The sequence below is a fragment of the Streptomyces sp. NPDC058662 genome (assembly GCF_042716255.1).
Lineage (GTDB): Bacteria > Actinomycetota > Actinomycetes > Streptomycetales > Streptomycetaceae > Streptomyces.
On the sequence record NZ_JBHXRU010000016.1, the window covers coordinates 11,954 to 27,759 of the forward strand.

12 protein-coding genes are annotated in these 15,806 nt (G+C 71.5%); all 12 read left to right on the plus strand.

All coding sequences use genetic code 11. From position 1 onward, the window contains the following. The first annotated feature begins 555 nt into the window (after positions 1 to 555). The 12 genes from ACFWUQ_RS08860 to ACFWUQ_RS08915 all read left to right on the plus strand — a co-directional run bounded on the left by ACFWUQ_RS08860 (position 556) and on the right by ACFWUQ_RS08915 (position 15,796). Positions 556 to 1,317: a restriction endonuclease gene (locus ACFWUQ_RS08860; RefSeq protein WP_384534870.1), complete on the plus strand. Its 762-nt coding sequence runs from the start codon at positions 556 to 558 to the stop codon at positions 1,315 to 1,317. Positions 1,318 to 1,786: 469 nt separating this feature from the next. Next, a complete protein-coding gene (locus tag ACFWUQ_RS08865) occupies positions 1,787 to 3,028 on the plus strand; it encodes a ParA family protein (RefSeq protein WP_384534873.1) in 1,242 nt (413 codons plus the stop codon). Further along, the gene (locus ACFWUQ_RS08870; protein WP_384534876.1) at positions 3,025 to 4,005 is read left to right on the plus strand and encodes a ParB/RepB/Spo0J family partition protein; all 981 of its coding nucleotides are present in this window, start codon (positions 3,025 to 3,027) and stop codon (positions 4,003 to 4,005) included. Before ACFWUQ_RS08865 ends, ACFWUQ_RS08870 begins: the two co-directional genes overlap by 4 nt. 262 nt (positions 4,006 to 4,267) lie before the next feature. Further along, positions 4,268 to 5,932, plus strand: coding sequence for a DUF2637 domain-containing protein (locus tag ACFWUQ_RS08875; RefSeq protein WP_384534879.1), 1,665 nt, complete (start codon positions 4,268 to 4,270; stop codon positions 5,930 to 5,932). Between the two features lie 485 nt (positions 5,933 to 6,417). Then, complete coding sequence (locus tag ACFWUQ_RS08880) at positions 6,418 to 7,311, plus strand: hypothetical protein (protein ID WP_384534882.1); 894 nt, start codon at positions 6,418 to 6,420, stop codon at positions 7,309 to 7,311. Between the two features lie 50 nt (positions 7,312 to 7,361). Next, positions 7,362 to 7,631, plus strand: a complete 270-nt coding sequence (locus tag ACFWUQ_RS08885; RefSeq protein ID WP_384534885.1) for a hypothetical protein — start codon at positions 7,362 to 7,364, stop codon at positions 7,629 to 7,631. Next, positions 7,628 to 8,734 carry a conjugal transfer protein gene (locus tag ACFWUQ_RS08890; protein WP_384534888.1) on the plus strand — a complete coding sequence of 369 codons (1,107 nt, stop codon included), beginning with the start codon at positions 7,628 to 7,630 and terminating at the stop codon, positions 8,732 to 8,734. Before ACFWUQ_RS08885 ends, ACFWUQ_RS08890 begins: the two co-directional genes overlap by 4 nt. A 13-nt stretch (positions 8,735 to 8,747) precedes the next feature. Beyond that, positions 8,748 to 9,032 (plus strand): hypothetical protein, encoded by a 285-nt coding sequence (locus ACFWUQ_RS08895; RefSeq protein ID WP_384534891.1) that lies wholly within the window; start codon positions 8,748 to 8,750, stop codon positions 9,030 to 9,032. Further along, entirely contained in the window at positions 9,029 to 9,658 is a 630-nt protein-coding gene (locus ACFWUQ_RS08900) for a hypothetical protein (RefSeq protein ID WP_384534893.1), read from the plus strand. Before ACFWUQ_RS08895 ends, ACFWUQ_RS08900 begins: the two co-directional genes overlap by 4 nt. Before the next feature lie 14 nt (positions 9,659 to 9,672). Further along, entirely contained in the window at positions 9,673 to 12,216 is a 2,544-nt protein-coding gene (locus ACFWUQ_RS08905; protein ID WP_384534895.1) for an ATP-binding protein, read from the plus strand. Then, positions 12,213 to 14,633: a hypothetical protein gene (locus ACFWUQ_RS08910; RefSeq protein WP_384534896.1), complete on the plus strand. Its 2,421-nt coding sequence runs from the start codon at positions 12,213 to 12,215 to the stop codon at positions 14,631 to 14,633. The genes ACFWUQ_RS08905 and ACFWUQ_RS08910 overlap by 4 nt, the downstream gene beginning before the upstream one ends. Continuing rightward, the gene (locus ACFWUQ_RS08915; protein ID WP_384534898.1) at positions 14,630 to 15,796 is read left to right on the plus strand and encodes a C40 family peptidase; all 1,167 of its coding nucleotides are present in this window, start codon (positions 14,630 to 14,632) and stop codon (positions 15,794 to 15,796) included. The genes ACFWUQ_RS08910 and ACFWUQ_RS08915 overlap by 4 nt, the downstream gene beginning before the upstream one ends. Positions 15,797 to 15,806 lie beyond the last annotated feature (10 nt).

Here is a 15,806-nt window from a genome sequence, read left to right on the forward strand (position 1 = left end):
TTTTTCTACTCCCGAGCCCCGCCGCCACCCCCCGGCGACGACTTTTGTGCGGGTTTCCCCCCCGAAGGGCCACCCCCCCCACTCTCGGCTTGCGCTCCCCAACTGGGGAGCCTGCGGCTTTGGGCGCACCAACGACGGACCCAACCCGTCAATTCGCGCACATTTACAGAAAAGCGACGCCGAGAATGGGCCCTCCAGTCGACGAACTCGGCCTACGCGGTATGGATCGACCTGTGATCACCTGGGAGGCCCGCAGGCGGCCACTGGTGGCCTTTTCGGCTGCCGAGTCGCCCTTCGGCTACGGGAAATGGGGGACTCGGGAGTCGAAGCGGCCGCGGTGACACGGGGTGCCCGCGTCGAGGCGGCCACGTGCACCCCGGAGTCCTTTGGTGGGCAAGCCTCCGCCCTCGCCCCTTCGGGGACTGGGCAAGCCTTTGGGCAAGCCGCCCTGAGGAGGGTGGGTGGAGATTCCCACCATCCGGTGGGACGCGGCCGCTCACCCGCCAGCCCTCTGCGGCCGGTGCGCGCCACGACCTGCTTCAGGAAGGCCCGTCCATGCCCGGACGTCGAAACCCGACCCGCACCCCCGCCCGGCGACGGCCACGACGAGGACGCCGACCCGTGCACCGCCGCAGAGGAGGGGCCGCCGTCGATGCCGCCGGCCTCCTCGCGGCCGCCGCGTTCGTGTCCGTCCTCGTCCCGCAAGCCCGGCAGTGGCTTCAGCTCCACGGCGCCGACATCGCCGCCGTCACCGTCGCGGTCCTGGCCGCCGGAGCGCTGACGCTTCTGCTCGTGAAGGCCGCGCGGCGTGGCGCCTCCGCATGGACCGCCCGTCGCCGGCGACCGGAGGGCTGGGACATCCGCTTCCTGGACGGCCTGCATCACAGCCAGTTCGAGGAAGCCGTACGGGACCTGATGCGCCGCGACGGTGCCCATGACGCCGTCCGGGTGGGCGGCGCCGGAGACAACGGCGCCGACGTCAAGGGGACCGACCCGGCAGGCCGCCGCTGGGTCATCCAGTGCAAGCACCGCCGCGACGGCGCGGCCGGGGCCGCAGTCGGGACCCCGGACCTTCACGTCCTCAACGGAACCGGCCGCCCCGTACACCGTGGCGACGTAGTCGTCCTCGTCACCAACGGCCGGTTCAGCGCTCCAGCGGTGCAGTTCGCCCGAAGTCAGCGACTGCACCTGGTGGACCGCGGCCTCCTGAACACGGGGGCCACTGGCTCCTCTCCCCTCTGGGAACTCCTTCAGCACCTTCCGGCGCCGCGGCGTACCCACCCATTGCCGGGCAGGACTCGTCGGCTTCACTCCTGACCGACGATGTCGGCCGAGCCTCCGGAAGCGCCTCGCCGGTGAGCCCCAAATCGGCGGCCTCGCAGGGCTGCAGAGTACGAACGGCGCCGTATCCCTAACCAAGAGGATCTTGGGCATTTCGACACGCTCGGCAAGGTTGCCGTTAACTCACCCGCTGGCCGATGAACGTCAACCGAGTCGTGAAGACCGTGGCCTTGTGGTGGCTGCCGAGGACCGGGTCGGCGGGGTAGAGGTCGCTTCCGAGGCGCTGTTGTGGGCCACGAGCTTGGCTGGGGCGGAGGGTAGAGCGCTCGTCCGGAGTACGAGTTCGCCGTGGTGTGACAGCGGTGGTCCACCGCCCGCCTAGGGAGTTCATTACGGCGTAATACCGGTCCGGGTTCGGCCGGCCAGGTGACTTCAAGGTCTCGGATCGGCATTTACTAACATGTCGAGTCCACGCTTGATCTTGTGCGTTAGTAAGGTATCGCCCATGACAACGCCCTCCGACGGCGACACTCGCGAGAAGGTCGTCTCCAAACTCACCACTTCGATGCAGCGTGACCTGAGAGTTCGCGCCGCGCAGCACGGCATCGACATGCAGCACGCGGTCGAGGCTGGCATCGACGCTTGGCGCGCGCTCGGCGCCAACCTCCCCTCCATCGAGACAACCGGCGCAAGGTCATTCTCGACCTGGCTTCCCCCCGAGCAGTGGGAAGACTTCCGCTCTGACTGCGCTGCACGCGGTGTGTCCCTCATCCAGGGCCTCTCTCAGTCGGTGCAGGTGTGGTTGGACAAGAACCCGGCTCCCGACATCAAGCGTCCTGTGGTCGTGAAGCGGCGCATCGTGTGCAACCAGAAGGGCGGGGTCGGCAAGACGGCGATCACGGCCGGAGTGGGCCAGGCACTCGCCGAGGACTCGGACCAGCTGCACCGGGTACGCATCTCCAAGGCCCTCGCGGCGCTGCTCAGGGAGGACCAGGAGCCGTCCCTGCTGGAGTACGAGGACCTCCCGGGGCTCGGCCTTCGGGTGCTGCTCGTCGACTTCGACCCGCAGTGCCACCTGACCAAGCAGCTCGGCCTGACTCCACTCCCCCTCGACGGTGACAGCCTCACCAAGCACATGGCGGGCGAGGCCAAGGGCCCCCTCGCTGACCTCGTCGTCGAGGTCAGCGATGACCGCTTCGGCGGGCGGCTCCACCTGCTTCCCGCGTGCACCGATGCCTTCCTCCTCGACGTCAAGCTGTCGGGGGTACGGGCACGCGAGGCCGCGCTGGAGCGGGCACTTGCTCCTCTCGAAGCCGACTACGACGCCGTCCTGGTGGACTGCCCGCCCAGCCTGGGTCTCAGCATGGACGCAGCCGCCTACTACGGCCGCCGCCGCCAGGGTGAGGAGCCCGGCAACTCGGGGATCCTGGTCGTCGTCCAGGCCGAGGACAGTTCCGCCGACGCCTACGACCTCCTCACTTCACAGATCGAGGATCTGCGCAGCGACATGGCCCTGGAACTTGAGTATCTCGGCATCGTGGTCAACCACTACGACGCCCGCCGCGGTTACATCGCCACCTCTTCCCTCCAGAGCTGGATGGACCTCAAGGACCCACGGGTCGTCGGCGTGATCGGCGACCTGAAGGAACAGAAGGAAGCGGTGCGCGTCAAGCAGCCCTTGCTGGCGTACGCACCAAACTGCGACCAGGCGGTGGCCATGCGGGCCCTGGCACGGGAGATTTCATGAGTAAGGCGTCCGCTCTCGGGACGGGCAGCTCGTTCCGGCAGGCCCAGTCCATCAGCCCTCGCCGGGCCGCGATCGACGCAGCGACCTCGGCCCCCACCGACGGGGCCCTGCCCACGGTCAAGCTCCCCGTTTCCTTGATCAGCCTGAACCCGCTCAACCCAAGGTCCTCACTGGGTGACCTGACGGATCTCGCCAAGAGCCTGCGCGACCACGGGCAGAAGACCGCCATCAGCATCATGTCCCGTCTCGCCTACCTTGAGGCCAACCCCGAGCTGGCGGAGGAACTGGAGAAGGGCACGAAGTACGTTGCCATCGACGGCAACTCCCGGCTCGCGGCCGCCCGTGAGGCCGGCTTCGAAGAGGTCAAGGTGATGCTGGACGAGGACCTCGGCAGCAACCCGGACGAGATCCTGGAATCCGCACTCGTCGCCAACGTCCACCGCCAGGACCTGGGCCACCTCGACGAGGCACGTGCACTCCAGCAGCTGCTCGCCGTGCACGGGACTCAGGAAGCGCTCGCCGCCCGCCTCCACCGCTCCCAGGGATGGATCTCCCAACGCCTTGCCCTGCTCGGGCTCACTCCCGAGCTGAAGCAGAAGCTTCAGACGGGCCAGGAGCCGGCGGAACTTCTCCGCCAGGTCGGGCGTAAGAAGCCGGAGGAGCAGGCAAGCCAGCTCCAACTGCTGAAGGAACAGCGGGCCAAGAAGAAGGTCATTCGTCAGGCCGAGCCTCCGAAGACGCCGGAGCCGGTGACCCCTCCGACGTCGTCAGCAAAGCCGGCCCCCGTGACGCGACCCCCCGCCGTCACGCGCGAGGACCCCGTCGTCGCGGCGGCGTCCCCCGAGGAGCGGCAGAAGACGCTCGGCCGGTACCTGAAGCTCGTCGGCGGACCTGAGGTCTTCGTCGCGGACCTGGTGGAGTCCTGTACCACCGAGTACCGGCAGCAGCTTGCCGAGCTGCTCTTGAACGACCTGTAGACCCAGGACACGGGCGGGCTGACGGCGCTCCCCCAAACGCGCGTTGCCCAGGCGGCGCCCGCCCGACCCGGCCCATTACGCCGTAATAAGCGGGACGGACGAACCTGGCTGCCGACCGACCCAGCATTACGACGTAATACGGCGGCCACTCCCCCATCAGCGGCCGGGTCCAACATCCATTCGAGGTAAATCCCCTGACTGCACAAACTCCTGATGCAAGGGTGGCCTCAACGACAACGCGAGGAACGAGGGATCAAGGCCAGTGGCGCAGCTACAGCTGACTCGTACGCACCGGATACTCATCGGCGTCGTCGTCGCCGGAGCCGTGGTCATCGCGGGGATCGGGTTCGCGGGCTCGTACACCGCGGTGCGCGCGCTCGCCGAGACGAAGGGCTTCGGCGACTTCTCCCTGGTGTTCCCGATCGGCATCGACGCAGGCATCTGCGTATGCCTGGCGCTCGACCTCCTGCTGACCTGGATCCGCATCCCGTTCCCCCTCCTGCGCCAGACCGCGTGGCTCCTCACCGCCGCAACGATCGCGTTCAACGGCGCGGCCGCCTGGCCAGACCCGCTCGGCGTCGGCATGCACGCCGTCATCCCGGTCCTCTTCGTCGTCACCGTCGAGGCGGCCCGGCACGCCGTGGGCCGGATCGCGGACATCACCGCCGACCGGCACATGGAGGGCGTCCGCATCACCCGCTGGATCCTGTCTCCGGTGCCCACATTCAAGCTGTGGCGCCGGATGAAGCTCTGGGAACTGCGGTCGTACGAGCAGGCCGTCGGGATGGAGCAGGACCGGCTGATCTACCAGGCGCGGCTCCAGGCCCGGTACGGGCGGGCGTGGCGCCGCAAAGCCCCGGTGGAGGCCCTGATGCCGCTGCGCCTGGCCCGCATCGGCGTGCCACTCGCGCAGACCGCCTCAGCGGGACTGACCGCAGCCGGCCTGAGCCCGGTCTTGCTCTCCCGCCCCGAGCCCGAGCCCGCATCCGTGCCTGAGTCCGCCGCCGAGCCCGAACTGGCCGCCTCGGTCGATGTTCCCGAACTGCTCCCGGCCGCCGAGCCCCGTGCTGAGGATGCCGCTGCCCGAGAAGCGGAATCGGCGGCCGAGCCCGCGGCTGCAACTCCCGACGCCCGGGACGAGATGCCCGCGCCCGACCTCGTCGACCTGACCCAGGCCGCGCGGGACTGCATGGCGCAGTACGGCGCGGTCCCGTCCGCGGAGACTTTCGCGGCGTACCTCGCGCGGGACTACGGCCTGACCGACCAGCACACGGGAGGCCTGCTTCCCGACGTCCTGCTGGAGCCGGTGCTCGCCGAGCTCCAGGCGGCGGAGCTCGAAGCGGCCGCGCACGCGCCCTCCGTACCGGCGGTCGAGGAGTCGGTGACCGACGCGCCGGCTGCCCCGGCGCCGGTGTACGAGGAGCAGCTGCCCGGGGCGGGGGAGCCGCACCCCTTCTTCGGGGAACAGGGCGGCCTTCGCAGCCTGTCGGAACCGCCGGTCGAGCCAGCGCGAGGGCCCGCCGGAGCGGTACCCGCGCCGACGGCCTCCGTGGCCGATGCCGGCCCGGCCGTACCTGCGGGCCGTTCCTTCGAGCAGCCCGTCCTCGCGGCGCCAGCGGGCGCGGACGGACAGGACTGGGTGGCCGAGGTGACCGCGTCCGGTGAGGCGACCGCGCGGGTGCCGAAGCAGCAGACCGGCGAGGAGTCGGCCGAGGTGGACCCGATTCAGCGCGATATCGAGCTGGTGGCCTCCTGGCTGGTGGAGGCCGAAGAGACTGGGAAGCGGTTGTCGGGAGCTGAGGTTGCCCGGCGCCTGGAGGTCTCACCCAAGACGGGCCAGCGCCGCGTGCTTGATGCCCAGACGTACCTTGAGGAGCAGCGTCGGCAGCAGGGCCGGGCGCACCTCCGCTCCGTCGGCAGCAGCTGACCGTTCCGGTTATGGCCCGGTGACCGGTCATCGGTCACCGCCACCGACCGGTTCGGGCAGCCGTCCCGCCGTGACCGATCGGCGTGACCGATCCCGCGACCGGTGCCGTGACCGGTCACCGAACCCGCCCGTGACCGATCCCGGGCCCGGTGAGCGGTGACCGATCCGGGCCCCATCGGTCACCGGTCATGACCGGTTCGCGGCCATCGGTCACCCGTTCGCCGCGACCTCGCACCCGCCTCCTGGGCAAGCCTTGGCGGCACAAACCCGATGCTTGCCCACCCCCCAGGGAGGCTTGCCCAGAGTTGCATGGACCGGTCACGAGGGGGCTTGCCCAACCCCCTACCAGGCTTGCCCAATCGGTCACGGGAGGCTTGCCCAGCTAGAGGGCAAGCCTCCGATCTGCGCTTTAGGGCTGTGGGCAAGCCTTCGGGCAAGCCGGTCTGAGGAGTGTGTACGGCACGAGATCCGAAAGGAGACGTGCCGTGCACGACGCTTCGCACCCCGCCGCCGGCGGCGGGTACTTCGACCGGCTGGACGCCGACTGGGCCGCGCTGTGCGCGGACCCCGCCGTGCGCCAGGCGGTGACCGACTGGGTGACCGATGGCCACCTGATCGACGGCATCGCCGCCGTGACCGATTCCTGGTCCGGCTCTCTGACGCCCGAGCAGCTCCTGGCCGCGCTCCGCCCGACGGCCGACGGCGTGACCGATGAGCTGACCGACGCCGTCCTGCGGGCCCTCCTCCAGCGCGCCGCCGGCCGTGACCGATCGGCGGTCCTCGCCGGCCGCGTCATCGTCCAGGCGATGCTCCCCGCTGTCTTCCGCATCACCCGCGGCCAGGTCCGCGCGACCGGCGGCCGCACTCGCGACGCAGTCGGTCACGTGACCGTGGCCGCCCTCTACGAAGTGGCCCGCGCCGGCCACATCCACCTCCGCCCCGGACGGCCCGCCGCCAACCTGACGCTCGACACCTTGCGCCGGGTCCTGGCCGAGCTCGCCGCCGAGCAGGGCCTGGCGGGGGAGGACCTCGCGGCCGCTGAGCAGCTCGCCGACCGGGCGCCGGGCCCCTACGAGATCGCCCGCGCCCGCACCGTGCGCGCGGCCGCCGCGGAAGCCGGCCTCCACACCGGTCCGGTCGGCGACGCCGAAACCGCTCCGGCCCGGCTGGAGCTCCTGGAGCTCCTCCTGGACGCGGTGCGCGACGGCGCTCTTACGACCGCGGACGCGCAGGCGCTGGCCTGGCACCACATCAGCGGCGGCATCCCGGACGCCGAGGCCGCCGCCCGCGCCGGGACCACCCCCAGCGCCTGGCAGCGCCGGCGCTCGCGGGCCCTGGCCCGCCTCACAGCATCCCTCCAGCCCGAGGCCGCGGCATGAACCGGACCACCGCCCCGGCCACCGTCCGCTCCCCCCTTTGGAGAAGCGTCTTGACCACACCCGCCGCCGCGACGTCGCTGGACGCGGACGAGGAGCGCGTCACCCGCGCCCAGCGTCTGCTCATCCACCTCGGCGCCGCCCTCGTCGCCCGCCCCTTCGACACCGGCACCCACGAGAAGCTCCGCGCCTTCCTCGACGAGGACGCCGAGCCCGTCCTCGCCTCGCTCGCCGCACTCAGCCGCCGACCCGAAGCGGAACTCCGCACCCGGATCGCGGAGCTGGCCGGCCACACCCTGCGCTCGGCCGGAGGCGCGGCATGAGCCCCGCCCTCACCGGCCGCCGGAAGCCGGTCACACCGGCCGACCCGCAGCCGCCCGCTATCCAGGAGACCGAGGCCGTCCAGGAGGCCGGATGGGTCGGCGGATGGTCGACCGGCGCCCAGGCCAACTCGGCCGCGCTGATCCGCTGGATCGTCTGGAGCCTGATCGCGCTCGGCCCCCTGCTGGGCGCGCTCGCCTACCTCTCGGTGCCCGCCACGTCCGCGGCCCCGGCGCCGAAGACCGCCCCGTCCGCCCCGTCCGCGAGCGGCGGCCAGGGCGCGGCGGGCTTCGCCAGCCTCTTCGTTGCCGCCTACCTGTCCGCCGGGCGCGGCGACGAGCTCAAGCTCGCCGCCTACTACCCGCCGGCCGCCAGCATGCAGCTCGACGGAGTCTCCGGCCAGCACCGGGGCGAGCAGCTGACCGTCGTGCGGCTGCGCCAGACCGACACCTCGGTCTGGGCGGTCACGGTCGCTGCCCGCGTCGCCGGCGCACAGCCGTCGCCGGCGCCGTCCCCGCAGCCGGGCGCATCCCCGTCTCAGTCGGCCGACGCGGTGCGCTACTTCCAGGTGCCCGTGGCCACGGCGCCCGGCGCCGGGGGAGCGACCGCGTACACCGCGCTCGCGCTGCCGGCCGAGGTCGCCGCACCCGAGCGGGCCAAGACGCCGGAGTTGGTCTACGGCGCGATGCGCCCGGCGCTGCCGACCGACCCGCGCACCCAGGCGGTCACCAGCTTCCTGTCCGCCTACCTCACGAAGGCCGGTGCCGAGCTCGACCGCTACCTCGCTCCAGGCACCCGCCTGGCCGCTCCGTCCCCGGCCCCGTACTCGGGTGTCGCGGTGGACCAGTTCGCCGTCGAGGGCGAGACCGGCGGCGAGCCGGTCGTCTCGGTCCCCGGCGACGGCACCACCCTGCGCCTGCTCGTCACCCTTCGGGCGACCGGCCAGGACGGGGTGCGGATGCCGCTCACCTACGCCCTGACCCTCAAGGCCCGCGCCGGCCGCTGGGAGATCGCCAGCCTTGACGGCGCCCCCGCCCTCACCTCACCGACTCCGGCCCCGGCCGCCTCTGGCGCTCCGGGTCCGGCACCCACCCCCACCGCATAAGAGGAGCACCGTCATGCACGACACCATCACGCTGGCCGCGGGCTGGATCGAGACCGGCACCGGCCTCGGCACCGACATCAAGGGCCTCATCTTCGACGTGGCCATCCCGGCACTGTGCGGGATCTTCGTCGTGGTCGTGGGCTGGAAGACGAAGGCACCCGGCCCGACGATCATGGCCGTCATCTTCGCGGCGATCGTCTGGGGCCTGTCCGCCAACATGGGCGCCCTCAAGAACAAGACCACCGAAGACATCGTCCAGTACCAGGGCGGCCCCAACGCCGTCCGGAGTGACCAGTGACCGAGGCCGCCGCCCATGGCGGCGAGCTCGACTTCGAGCTGATCGGCCGCTGCTACACCAAGGCCCGGCGCGCGCCGCTCGTCCACGGGGTGATCCGGGACGTCAACGGCGGCCGGGGGATCCGGCTGCCCGGCGGCCCCTACACCCTGACCCAGCTTGCCGGGATCGTCGCCACCGTCGCCGCCCTGATCCTGACCCGCCCGGTGTGGGGCGGCCACGGCTGGCTCGACGTCGCAGCCCTCCTGGTCCTCCCTGCGGTGGTGGCGTTCGTGCTGCGCCACCTCCACATCGACGGCCGCAACCCCGCGGCCGCCCTGCTGAGCATCGCCCTGATGCTGGCCGCGCCCCGGCGCGGCCAGCTCCGCGGCCGCGCCTACCGGCCGGCCCGCCCCACCCGCGGCGACACCCGCATCCACCTGCCCGCCGACGAACAGGCCGCCGACGCGACTGCCCGGGCGATCACTGAGGCCCCCGCCCTGGAGCACCGACCGCAGCTGGCCCGGCCCCGGCCGGGGGTACCCGCCGCCGCTTCAAGGGCGCCCGCAGGGCCTTCGGCGCCCGCCGCGCCGGTGGCCTCGGGCGTGCAGGCCCTGCTCGCCCGACGCGCGCCCACCACTCGTACCTGACTGGAGAACTGACGATGCGCCTGCCGATCCGGCACGTCCAGCAGAACCTGATCTTCACCACCCACGGCACCGTCTGGGCGGTGTGGCGCGTTGCTGCGACCAACTACTCCCACGCCCCGGCCGCCGTGAAGCGCCGTCGTCTCAAGGCTCTGGAGGGCCTGTTCAAGGCGATGACCGGCGAGCCGATGCTGCTGTCGCTGTGCCCGCAGATCGACCCGACCGCGGTGGTGCGCGCCATGGTCGACGACATCGACCTGGAGCGCGCGCCCCGTTACGAGAGCCTGGGGCACGCGGTCCTGGACCAGCTGGAGACGATGGAGCTGACGGGCCGCACCGACTGGCTCGCGCTCCCGCTGCCTCCGCTGTCGCAGAAGGACGCGGTGATGTCCGCGTTCCGGGCGGCGCGGGCGGAGGTCTCCCTGCAGCTCGGCCTGATGCCCGCGCTCGTCACCGATGCGGAGGTGCAGCGGCGCCTGGAGCAGGCTCAGCGGATCCAGGCCCAGTGGCCGACCGGCGTCTCGATGCGGCCGGCGTCCGAGGCGGAGATCCTGTGGATCTACGGCCACTCCGCGCGGCGCGGCCTCGCCGAACCGTTCCTCCCGGACGGCACTGAGACCCCGGTCCGCGGCCGGGGCCGGAACGTCGCGGCGCTGGGGGAGATCCTCGTCGGCGAGGGCGGTGCCGACTTCAACACGGGCCCCGCGCTGCCCGCCAACCCGTTCACGCGTCGCTTCCTCCAGGTCTCCAGCGAGTGGGGTGACTCCTACCAGGCGCTCCTGGCCCTTTCCGAGATGCCGGAGGCGTTTGCCCTCCCGGGCGCGGCCTACCTTCAGCAGCTCGACGACCTGGCCTACCCCGTCGACTGGACCGCGCGTCTGGTCATCGTCCCCGGCTCGAAGGCCGAGCCGAAGGTCCGCAAGCGCGCCCGCCACCTCAAGGCGCAGGCCGCCGAATACGAGGGCGACCCGGCCGGCCCGCCCGCAGCCGTCGCCCGCAACCAGGCCGACAACGAGGAGTACCACGAGAGGCTCACAGCGAACCGGCGCGAGGTCGAGATCCGAGCCATGGTCACCCTCGCCGTCTGGGGCAACAGCCCCGACGACGCCATGGACCGGGCCGCAGCTCTCGCTTCCGACTTCGGGGCCACCGACTACACCTTCTCCCGGCCCGCCGGCGAACAGGCCAGCCTGTGGCAGGCGATGCTGCCCGGCTGCCGCACCCCCCACGTCATGGCCGGCTACGCGCAGATCCTCCTCGCACGGGACTTCGCGATGGCCATGCCCTGGTGCGGCTCCCAGCTCGGCGACGAGCGCGGCGGCCTCTACGGCCTCCAGGTAGCTTCCGGCGGCGCCCGCCCCGTCCTGATCGACCCCGCCCGCGGCCCCCGCGAGAACGCGAGCGCGTCTATGGCGTGGCTCGGCGAGCTCGGCGCCGGCAAGTCCGTCGGCATGAAGGGCGCCGTCTACAACGTCCTGGCCCGCGGCCACCAGCTCGGCCGGCCCGGCAGCCGCGGCCGCGCCGTGATCGTCGACCGCACCACCGACCAGGAATGGGCGCGGTTCGCGAAGGCCTGCCCTGGCACCACGCAGCTGATCCGCATCGACCACACCGCCGAGGTCTCCCTCGACCCGCTGCGCCTCTACAGGGAGAGCAGCCCCGAGGTCGCGGCCCGCTTCACCGAGTCCTTCCTCACCCTGCTGCTCGGGGTCCGGCCGATGGACCTCGAAGGCGTCGCCCTGTCCGAGGCCGTGCAGGCCGTCCTGGCCCGGCCTGAGCCGTCGATGCGCGCCCTGATGGACGAGCTCACCGCACGCGGCGCCGGGGACGCGGCCGCTCACGGCCTGGCCCGCAAGCTCGCCTCGGTCGCCCGCAAGGACCTGGCGAGGGTCGTCTTCGACGAGACGCTGCCGGTCGTCGACACCCACCGCGCGGACTCCGTCGTCTTCCTGGTGTCCTCGCTCGCCCTGCCGAAGAAGTCCGAGCTCGCGAGCGAGCACCGGATCCAGCGCCTGGAGTTCGAGAAGGTCCTGGGCCGGGCGCTGATGTACCTGATCGCCGCCGTCTCGCGCGAGACCGCGATGCGCTCGCGGGACGAGTTCGCGGTCACGGTCTTCGACGAGTGCTGGTGGCTCACCTCCAGCGACGAGGGCCTGGAGCTGCTGCTGGAGCTGCTGCGCGACGGCCGCAAGCGCAATGCGGCCGCGTACGTCGGCAGCCACGACGCCGACGACATCGGCCCGGCCGACAGCGAGAAGGGAATGATCGTCCGCGGCCTCATCCCGCACCGGTTTGTCTTCCGGCAGACCAGCCGCCCCCTTGCCGCGCGCAGCCTCGAATTCCTCGGCGTGGACTCCACCGACACCGACCTCCTGGACCTGGTGACCGGCGGCCTCTCACCGCTCGGCCTGCCCGAGGACCAGCGCCGGGCCCGGGCGGGGGAGTGCCTCTACCGCGACCTGGCCGGCCGCATCGGTCTGATGCGGGTCCTCATCCCCCGGGACCGGGCGATCGAGCGCGTCATCCACACCACCCCGACCAGCCAGCAGGTGGCGGCATGAGAACCCTGCGCGCCCCGTTCAAGCGGCTGCGGCTGCTCGGAAAAGCCCGCCTGCGCCTTGCCCTGCTTGTGGCGGCGCTCGCCGCGACCGCGTTCACCATGCTCACCTCGCTGCCGGCCCTCGCCGAGCCGAGCCCGTCCGCGACTCCGGCGCCCACCAGCCCGCCGGTGACCAACCCCCTCGGACCGCCCACAGCCGGTACGCGTACGCCCACCCCGGAAGAGCTCGCCGAGATCGAGAAGATCATCGCCGACCTCAACAAGCGGTTCACCGACAACATGCAGGAAGCCTTCCTCAAGGCGGAGGAGGAGCGGCTGCGCAAGTTGCTGCCGGACGAGGGCGGCGTCCTGGCCGTCTTCAACGTCACCGACGAGCGGAACCTGCCGATCTCGGCATACACCGTCAAGAGCGACACCGGTGGGCTGATGGACTGGGACCTCGGGATCCAGAACCTGATCACCGAGCTGGCTTTCATGATCACCAAGTGGGTCATCGCGTTCTGCTGCTGGCTCATTTTCTGGGCGTTGGGCTTCGGCCTGGCCAAGCTGCTCCTGGCGCCGGTGCTGTCGGTCGCCAACTCGCTTCACACGCAGGTCATCCTGCAGATGGGGCTGCCGTCCCTGTTCCTGTCGGTGTGCGCCCTGATCGCCGTCGTCCGGATCTTCTTCGGGGACCGGGCCAAGGGGTGGGGGGACGCGGCGCTGTCTCTCCTGATCGCCGGGCTGACCGCCACGCTGTTGTCCTCGCCCCCGCAGGTCCTGCTGGGCGAGCAGGACGGCGCCATCGCCGCTGCCCGTGGCCTGGCCCTCGAAGTCGCCGACGTCATCCTCGACGCCAACCCCGGCCAGAAGGAGAAGGCTCCGGACGAAGAGGACTCGGCCAGCAGCCGGGCGCTCTCCCGCCCGCTGACCAACGCGCTGACCGACGCCTTCATCGTCAAGCCGGCCATGCTGCTCCAGTACGGCCGCGTTTTCGAAGGCGAGTGCGCGAAGAAGTACAGCGACACCAAGATCTCGCAGCTCGCCTACGAGCGGGCCATGAACCAGCAGTACGAGCGTCTGAAGAAGTTCAACAGCTACCGGGCCTGGATCGACCCCACCGGCGCACAGATCACCGAATGGACCATGCCCCTGGCCAAGCAGTGGGCCCTGGACCACTTCGGCAACCCGCCGATGGAACAGTTCGAGAAGGACTGCGTCAAGGGCGACGTGCAGGCCGCGAAGCGGGCCTCGATGGACAAGGTCGGCGGCGCGATCTTCCTCCTCGTCGCCGCGCTGATCGTCACCGTCCTGATCGCCGGTCTCGCGGGCAACTTCCTTGTCGCGCAGTGCCGCATCGCCTGGGACGCCGTACGGGCCGAACCCGCTCTCGTGGCTGGCCTGCTGCCCGGCGCCGGCCGCGGATACCTGTGGGACTGGGCGGCATCCGTCCTGCATTCCCTCGGGCAGCTCCTCGCCTCCATCATCGGTCTCGCCGTCCTCATCCTGATCGTGCAAGCCGTCCTCGACCCCGTACAGCAGGACTGGGGCAACGAGCTCACCCTGCGCTTCCTCGCCGTGGACATCGTGTGCATCGGCGCGATCAAGAAGCGCAAGGCGCTCACGGTCAAGTCCAAGCAGGCCGCGGCCAAGTGGCGCGACAAGATGTCCTCCGGTCGGATCGGCGGGACCAACGGCAGCGCCCTGGCCCCGTCCTCCACCCCGGTGGCGAAGAACCAGTCGATCGCCCGCAGGGTCACCCGCGGCGCGGTCCGCACCGCGATGGTCGGCGTCTCCCTCGCCTCGGGCAATCCGATCGCCGCCCTCGGCTACGCCACGAGCTCCAGCGTCAGCACCGTCGCCCTGATGAACCGCATTCAGTCCGGGGCCAACGGCGGCCGCCGCCCGGCCCGGCCCGCAGGCCAGCCCCAGCCCCAGCCCCAGCCCCAGCCCCAGCCCCAGCCCCAGCCGGGCAACGCCGGCAACCCGGGGCAGACACCGCCCGTCCCGCCGCAGAACCCGCCCGCGCAGCCGCCCAACCCGCCCGGCACCCCGGCGAACCAGCTCCCCGGCGGCCCGGCGCACAACCTCGCCACCAGCAGCAGCCAGGCGGTCACCGTTCCGAACCAGCTGCCGGGCGGTCCTATGTACCAGCGCCCCGGCACCAGCGGCAGCCAGGCGACCACCACACCGAATCAGCCCAACCCCCCGGCCACGCAGGCCACCAGGCGCCACCAGCCCCGCCACCAGGTCCCGACCCAGCCGGCGGTCTCGCCGCGCCAGCAGCAGCTCCGGCAGCGTCTGGACCGAGGCACCCCACGACAGCCCAGCACACGCCACGTCCCGACCGCGAGCCCGCGGCGGCCCAGCGACGCGTCCCTGAGCCGTAACGAGGAGCGGGAGTTGAACATCCGCCGCCGCCGGCAGCGCCGCTCATGAAGAAGAAGTTCAAGGGGTGGCTGGCCGGCGTCGCCGGCCTGCTCGGCCTCGCGCTCGTTCTGCTGGCCGCTGTCGCAGCCCACGTGGCAGGCCTCGGCCAGAGCGAGGCCGAGGCCGCCGCGGCGGCAGCCAGCTGCCCCGCCGGCGGCCAGCCCGGCCTCGACCCGGACACCGCCGAGATAGCCCGCAAGGTCAAGGAGATGCTCGCCGGGAGCGGAGACGTGAACGTCCCCGGCCTCTCCGAGCCCAAGAAGCAGATCCCCAACGCCAAGGTCATCGTCGCGACCGGCATCCAGAAGCGCGTGCCGGCCCGTGGCCAGGTCGTCGCCCTGGCCACCGCCCTCCAGGAGTCCACCCTGATCAACCTCGACCACGGCGACCGCGACTCACTCGGCCTGTTCCAGCAGCGACCCTCCCAGGGCTGGGGCACCCGCGAGCAGATCATGGACCCCGTCTACTCCTCTGGGAAGTTCTACGACGGGCTCGTGAAGATAAAGGACTGGGAGCAGATGCCCGTCACCGTGGCCGCGCAGAAGGTCCAGCGGTCCGGCTTCCCCGACGCGTACGCCAAGCACGAGCCCCTCGCGACCGCCCTCCAGCAGGCCATCGCCCCCACCCTCGGAGCCGCTCCCGTCGGCCCGATGCCGGGACAGCCCGGTCTCGGCGGCGGCTTCGGCCCGGGACGGTGCGCCGGCCAGGGCGGCGGCAACGTGGACTTCGGGAACATCCCGCCCGGCTCGCTGCCGGAGGGCTACCAGATCCCGGCCACCGCGCCGATGGAGGTGCAGACCGCAATCCGCTGGGCACTGGGCCAGCTCGGCACCATGTACCAGTGGGGCGGCAGCTGTACCAACCCCCACGGCCCCAACCCGTCCGAGCGGTGCGACTGTTCCTCCCTGACCCAGCGCGCGTACGGAGTGGCTGGCAAGGAGATCACTCGCACCACCTACACGCAGATTCACGACGGCCGAGCGGTCCCGCCCGGCGCCATTGCTCCCGGCGATCTACTCTTCGCTCGGGGTACGGCTGACGCCCCTGAGCACGTAGCCATGGCCATCGGATTCGGCTACGTCGTGCATGCACCCCGGACGGGCCGGCCCGTCTCCGTGGTCCAACAAGGGGACCTCGGCCCGATCCTTGTCGTCCGTCGCATCGTTGGCTGAAACGGCTGTG

Excerpts from the sequence above, each read along its gene's own strand:
- ACFWUQ_RS08870 (WP_384534876.1), top strand. The coding sequence starts at position 3,025 with ATGAGTAAGGCGTCCGCTCTCGGGACGGGCAGCTCGTTCCGGCAGGCC.
- ACFWUQ_RS08865 (WP_384534873.1), top strand. The coding sequence starts at position 1,787 with ATGACAACGCCCTCCGACGGCGACACTCGCGAGAAGGTCGTCTCCAAA.
- ACFWUQ_RS08905 (WP_384534895.1), top strand. The coding sequence starts at position 9,673 with ATGCGCCTGCCGATCCGGCACGTCCAGCAGAACCTGATCTTCACCACC.
- ACFWUQ_RS08860 (WP_384534870.1), top strand. The coding sequence starts at position 556 with ATGCCCGGACGTCGAAACCCGACCCGCACCCCCGCCCGGCGACGGCCA.
- ACFWUQ_RS08910 (WP_384534896.1), top strand. The coding sequence starts at position 12,213 with ATGAGAACCCTGCGCGCCCCGTTCAAGCGGCTGCGGCTGCTCGGAAAA.
- ACFWUQ_RS08890 (WP_384534888.1), top strand. The coding sequence starts at position 7,628 with ATGAGCCCCGCCCTCACCGGCCGCCGGAAGCCGGTCACACCGGCCGAC.
- ACFWUQ_RS08915 (WP_384534898.1), top strand. The coding sequence starts at position 14,630 with ATGAAGAAGAAGTTCAAGGGGTGGCTGGCCGGCGTCGCCGGCCTGCTC.
- ACFWUQ_RS08895 (WP_384534891.1), top strand. The coding sequence starts at position 8,748 with ATGCACGACACCATCACGCTGGCCGCGGGCTGGATCGAGACCGGCACC.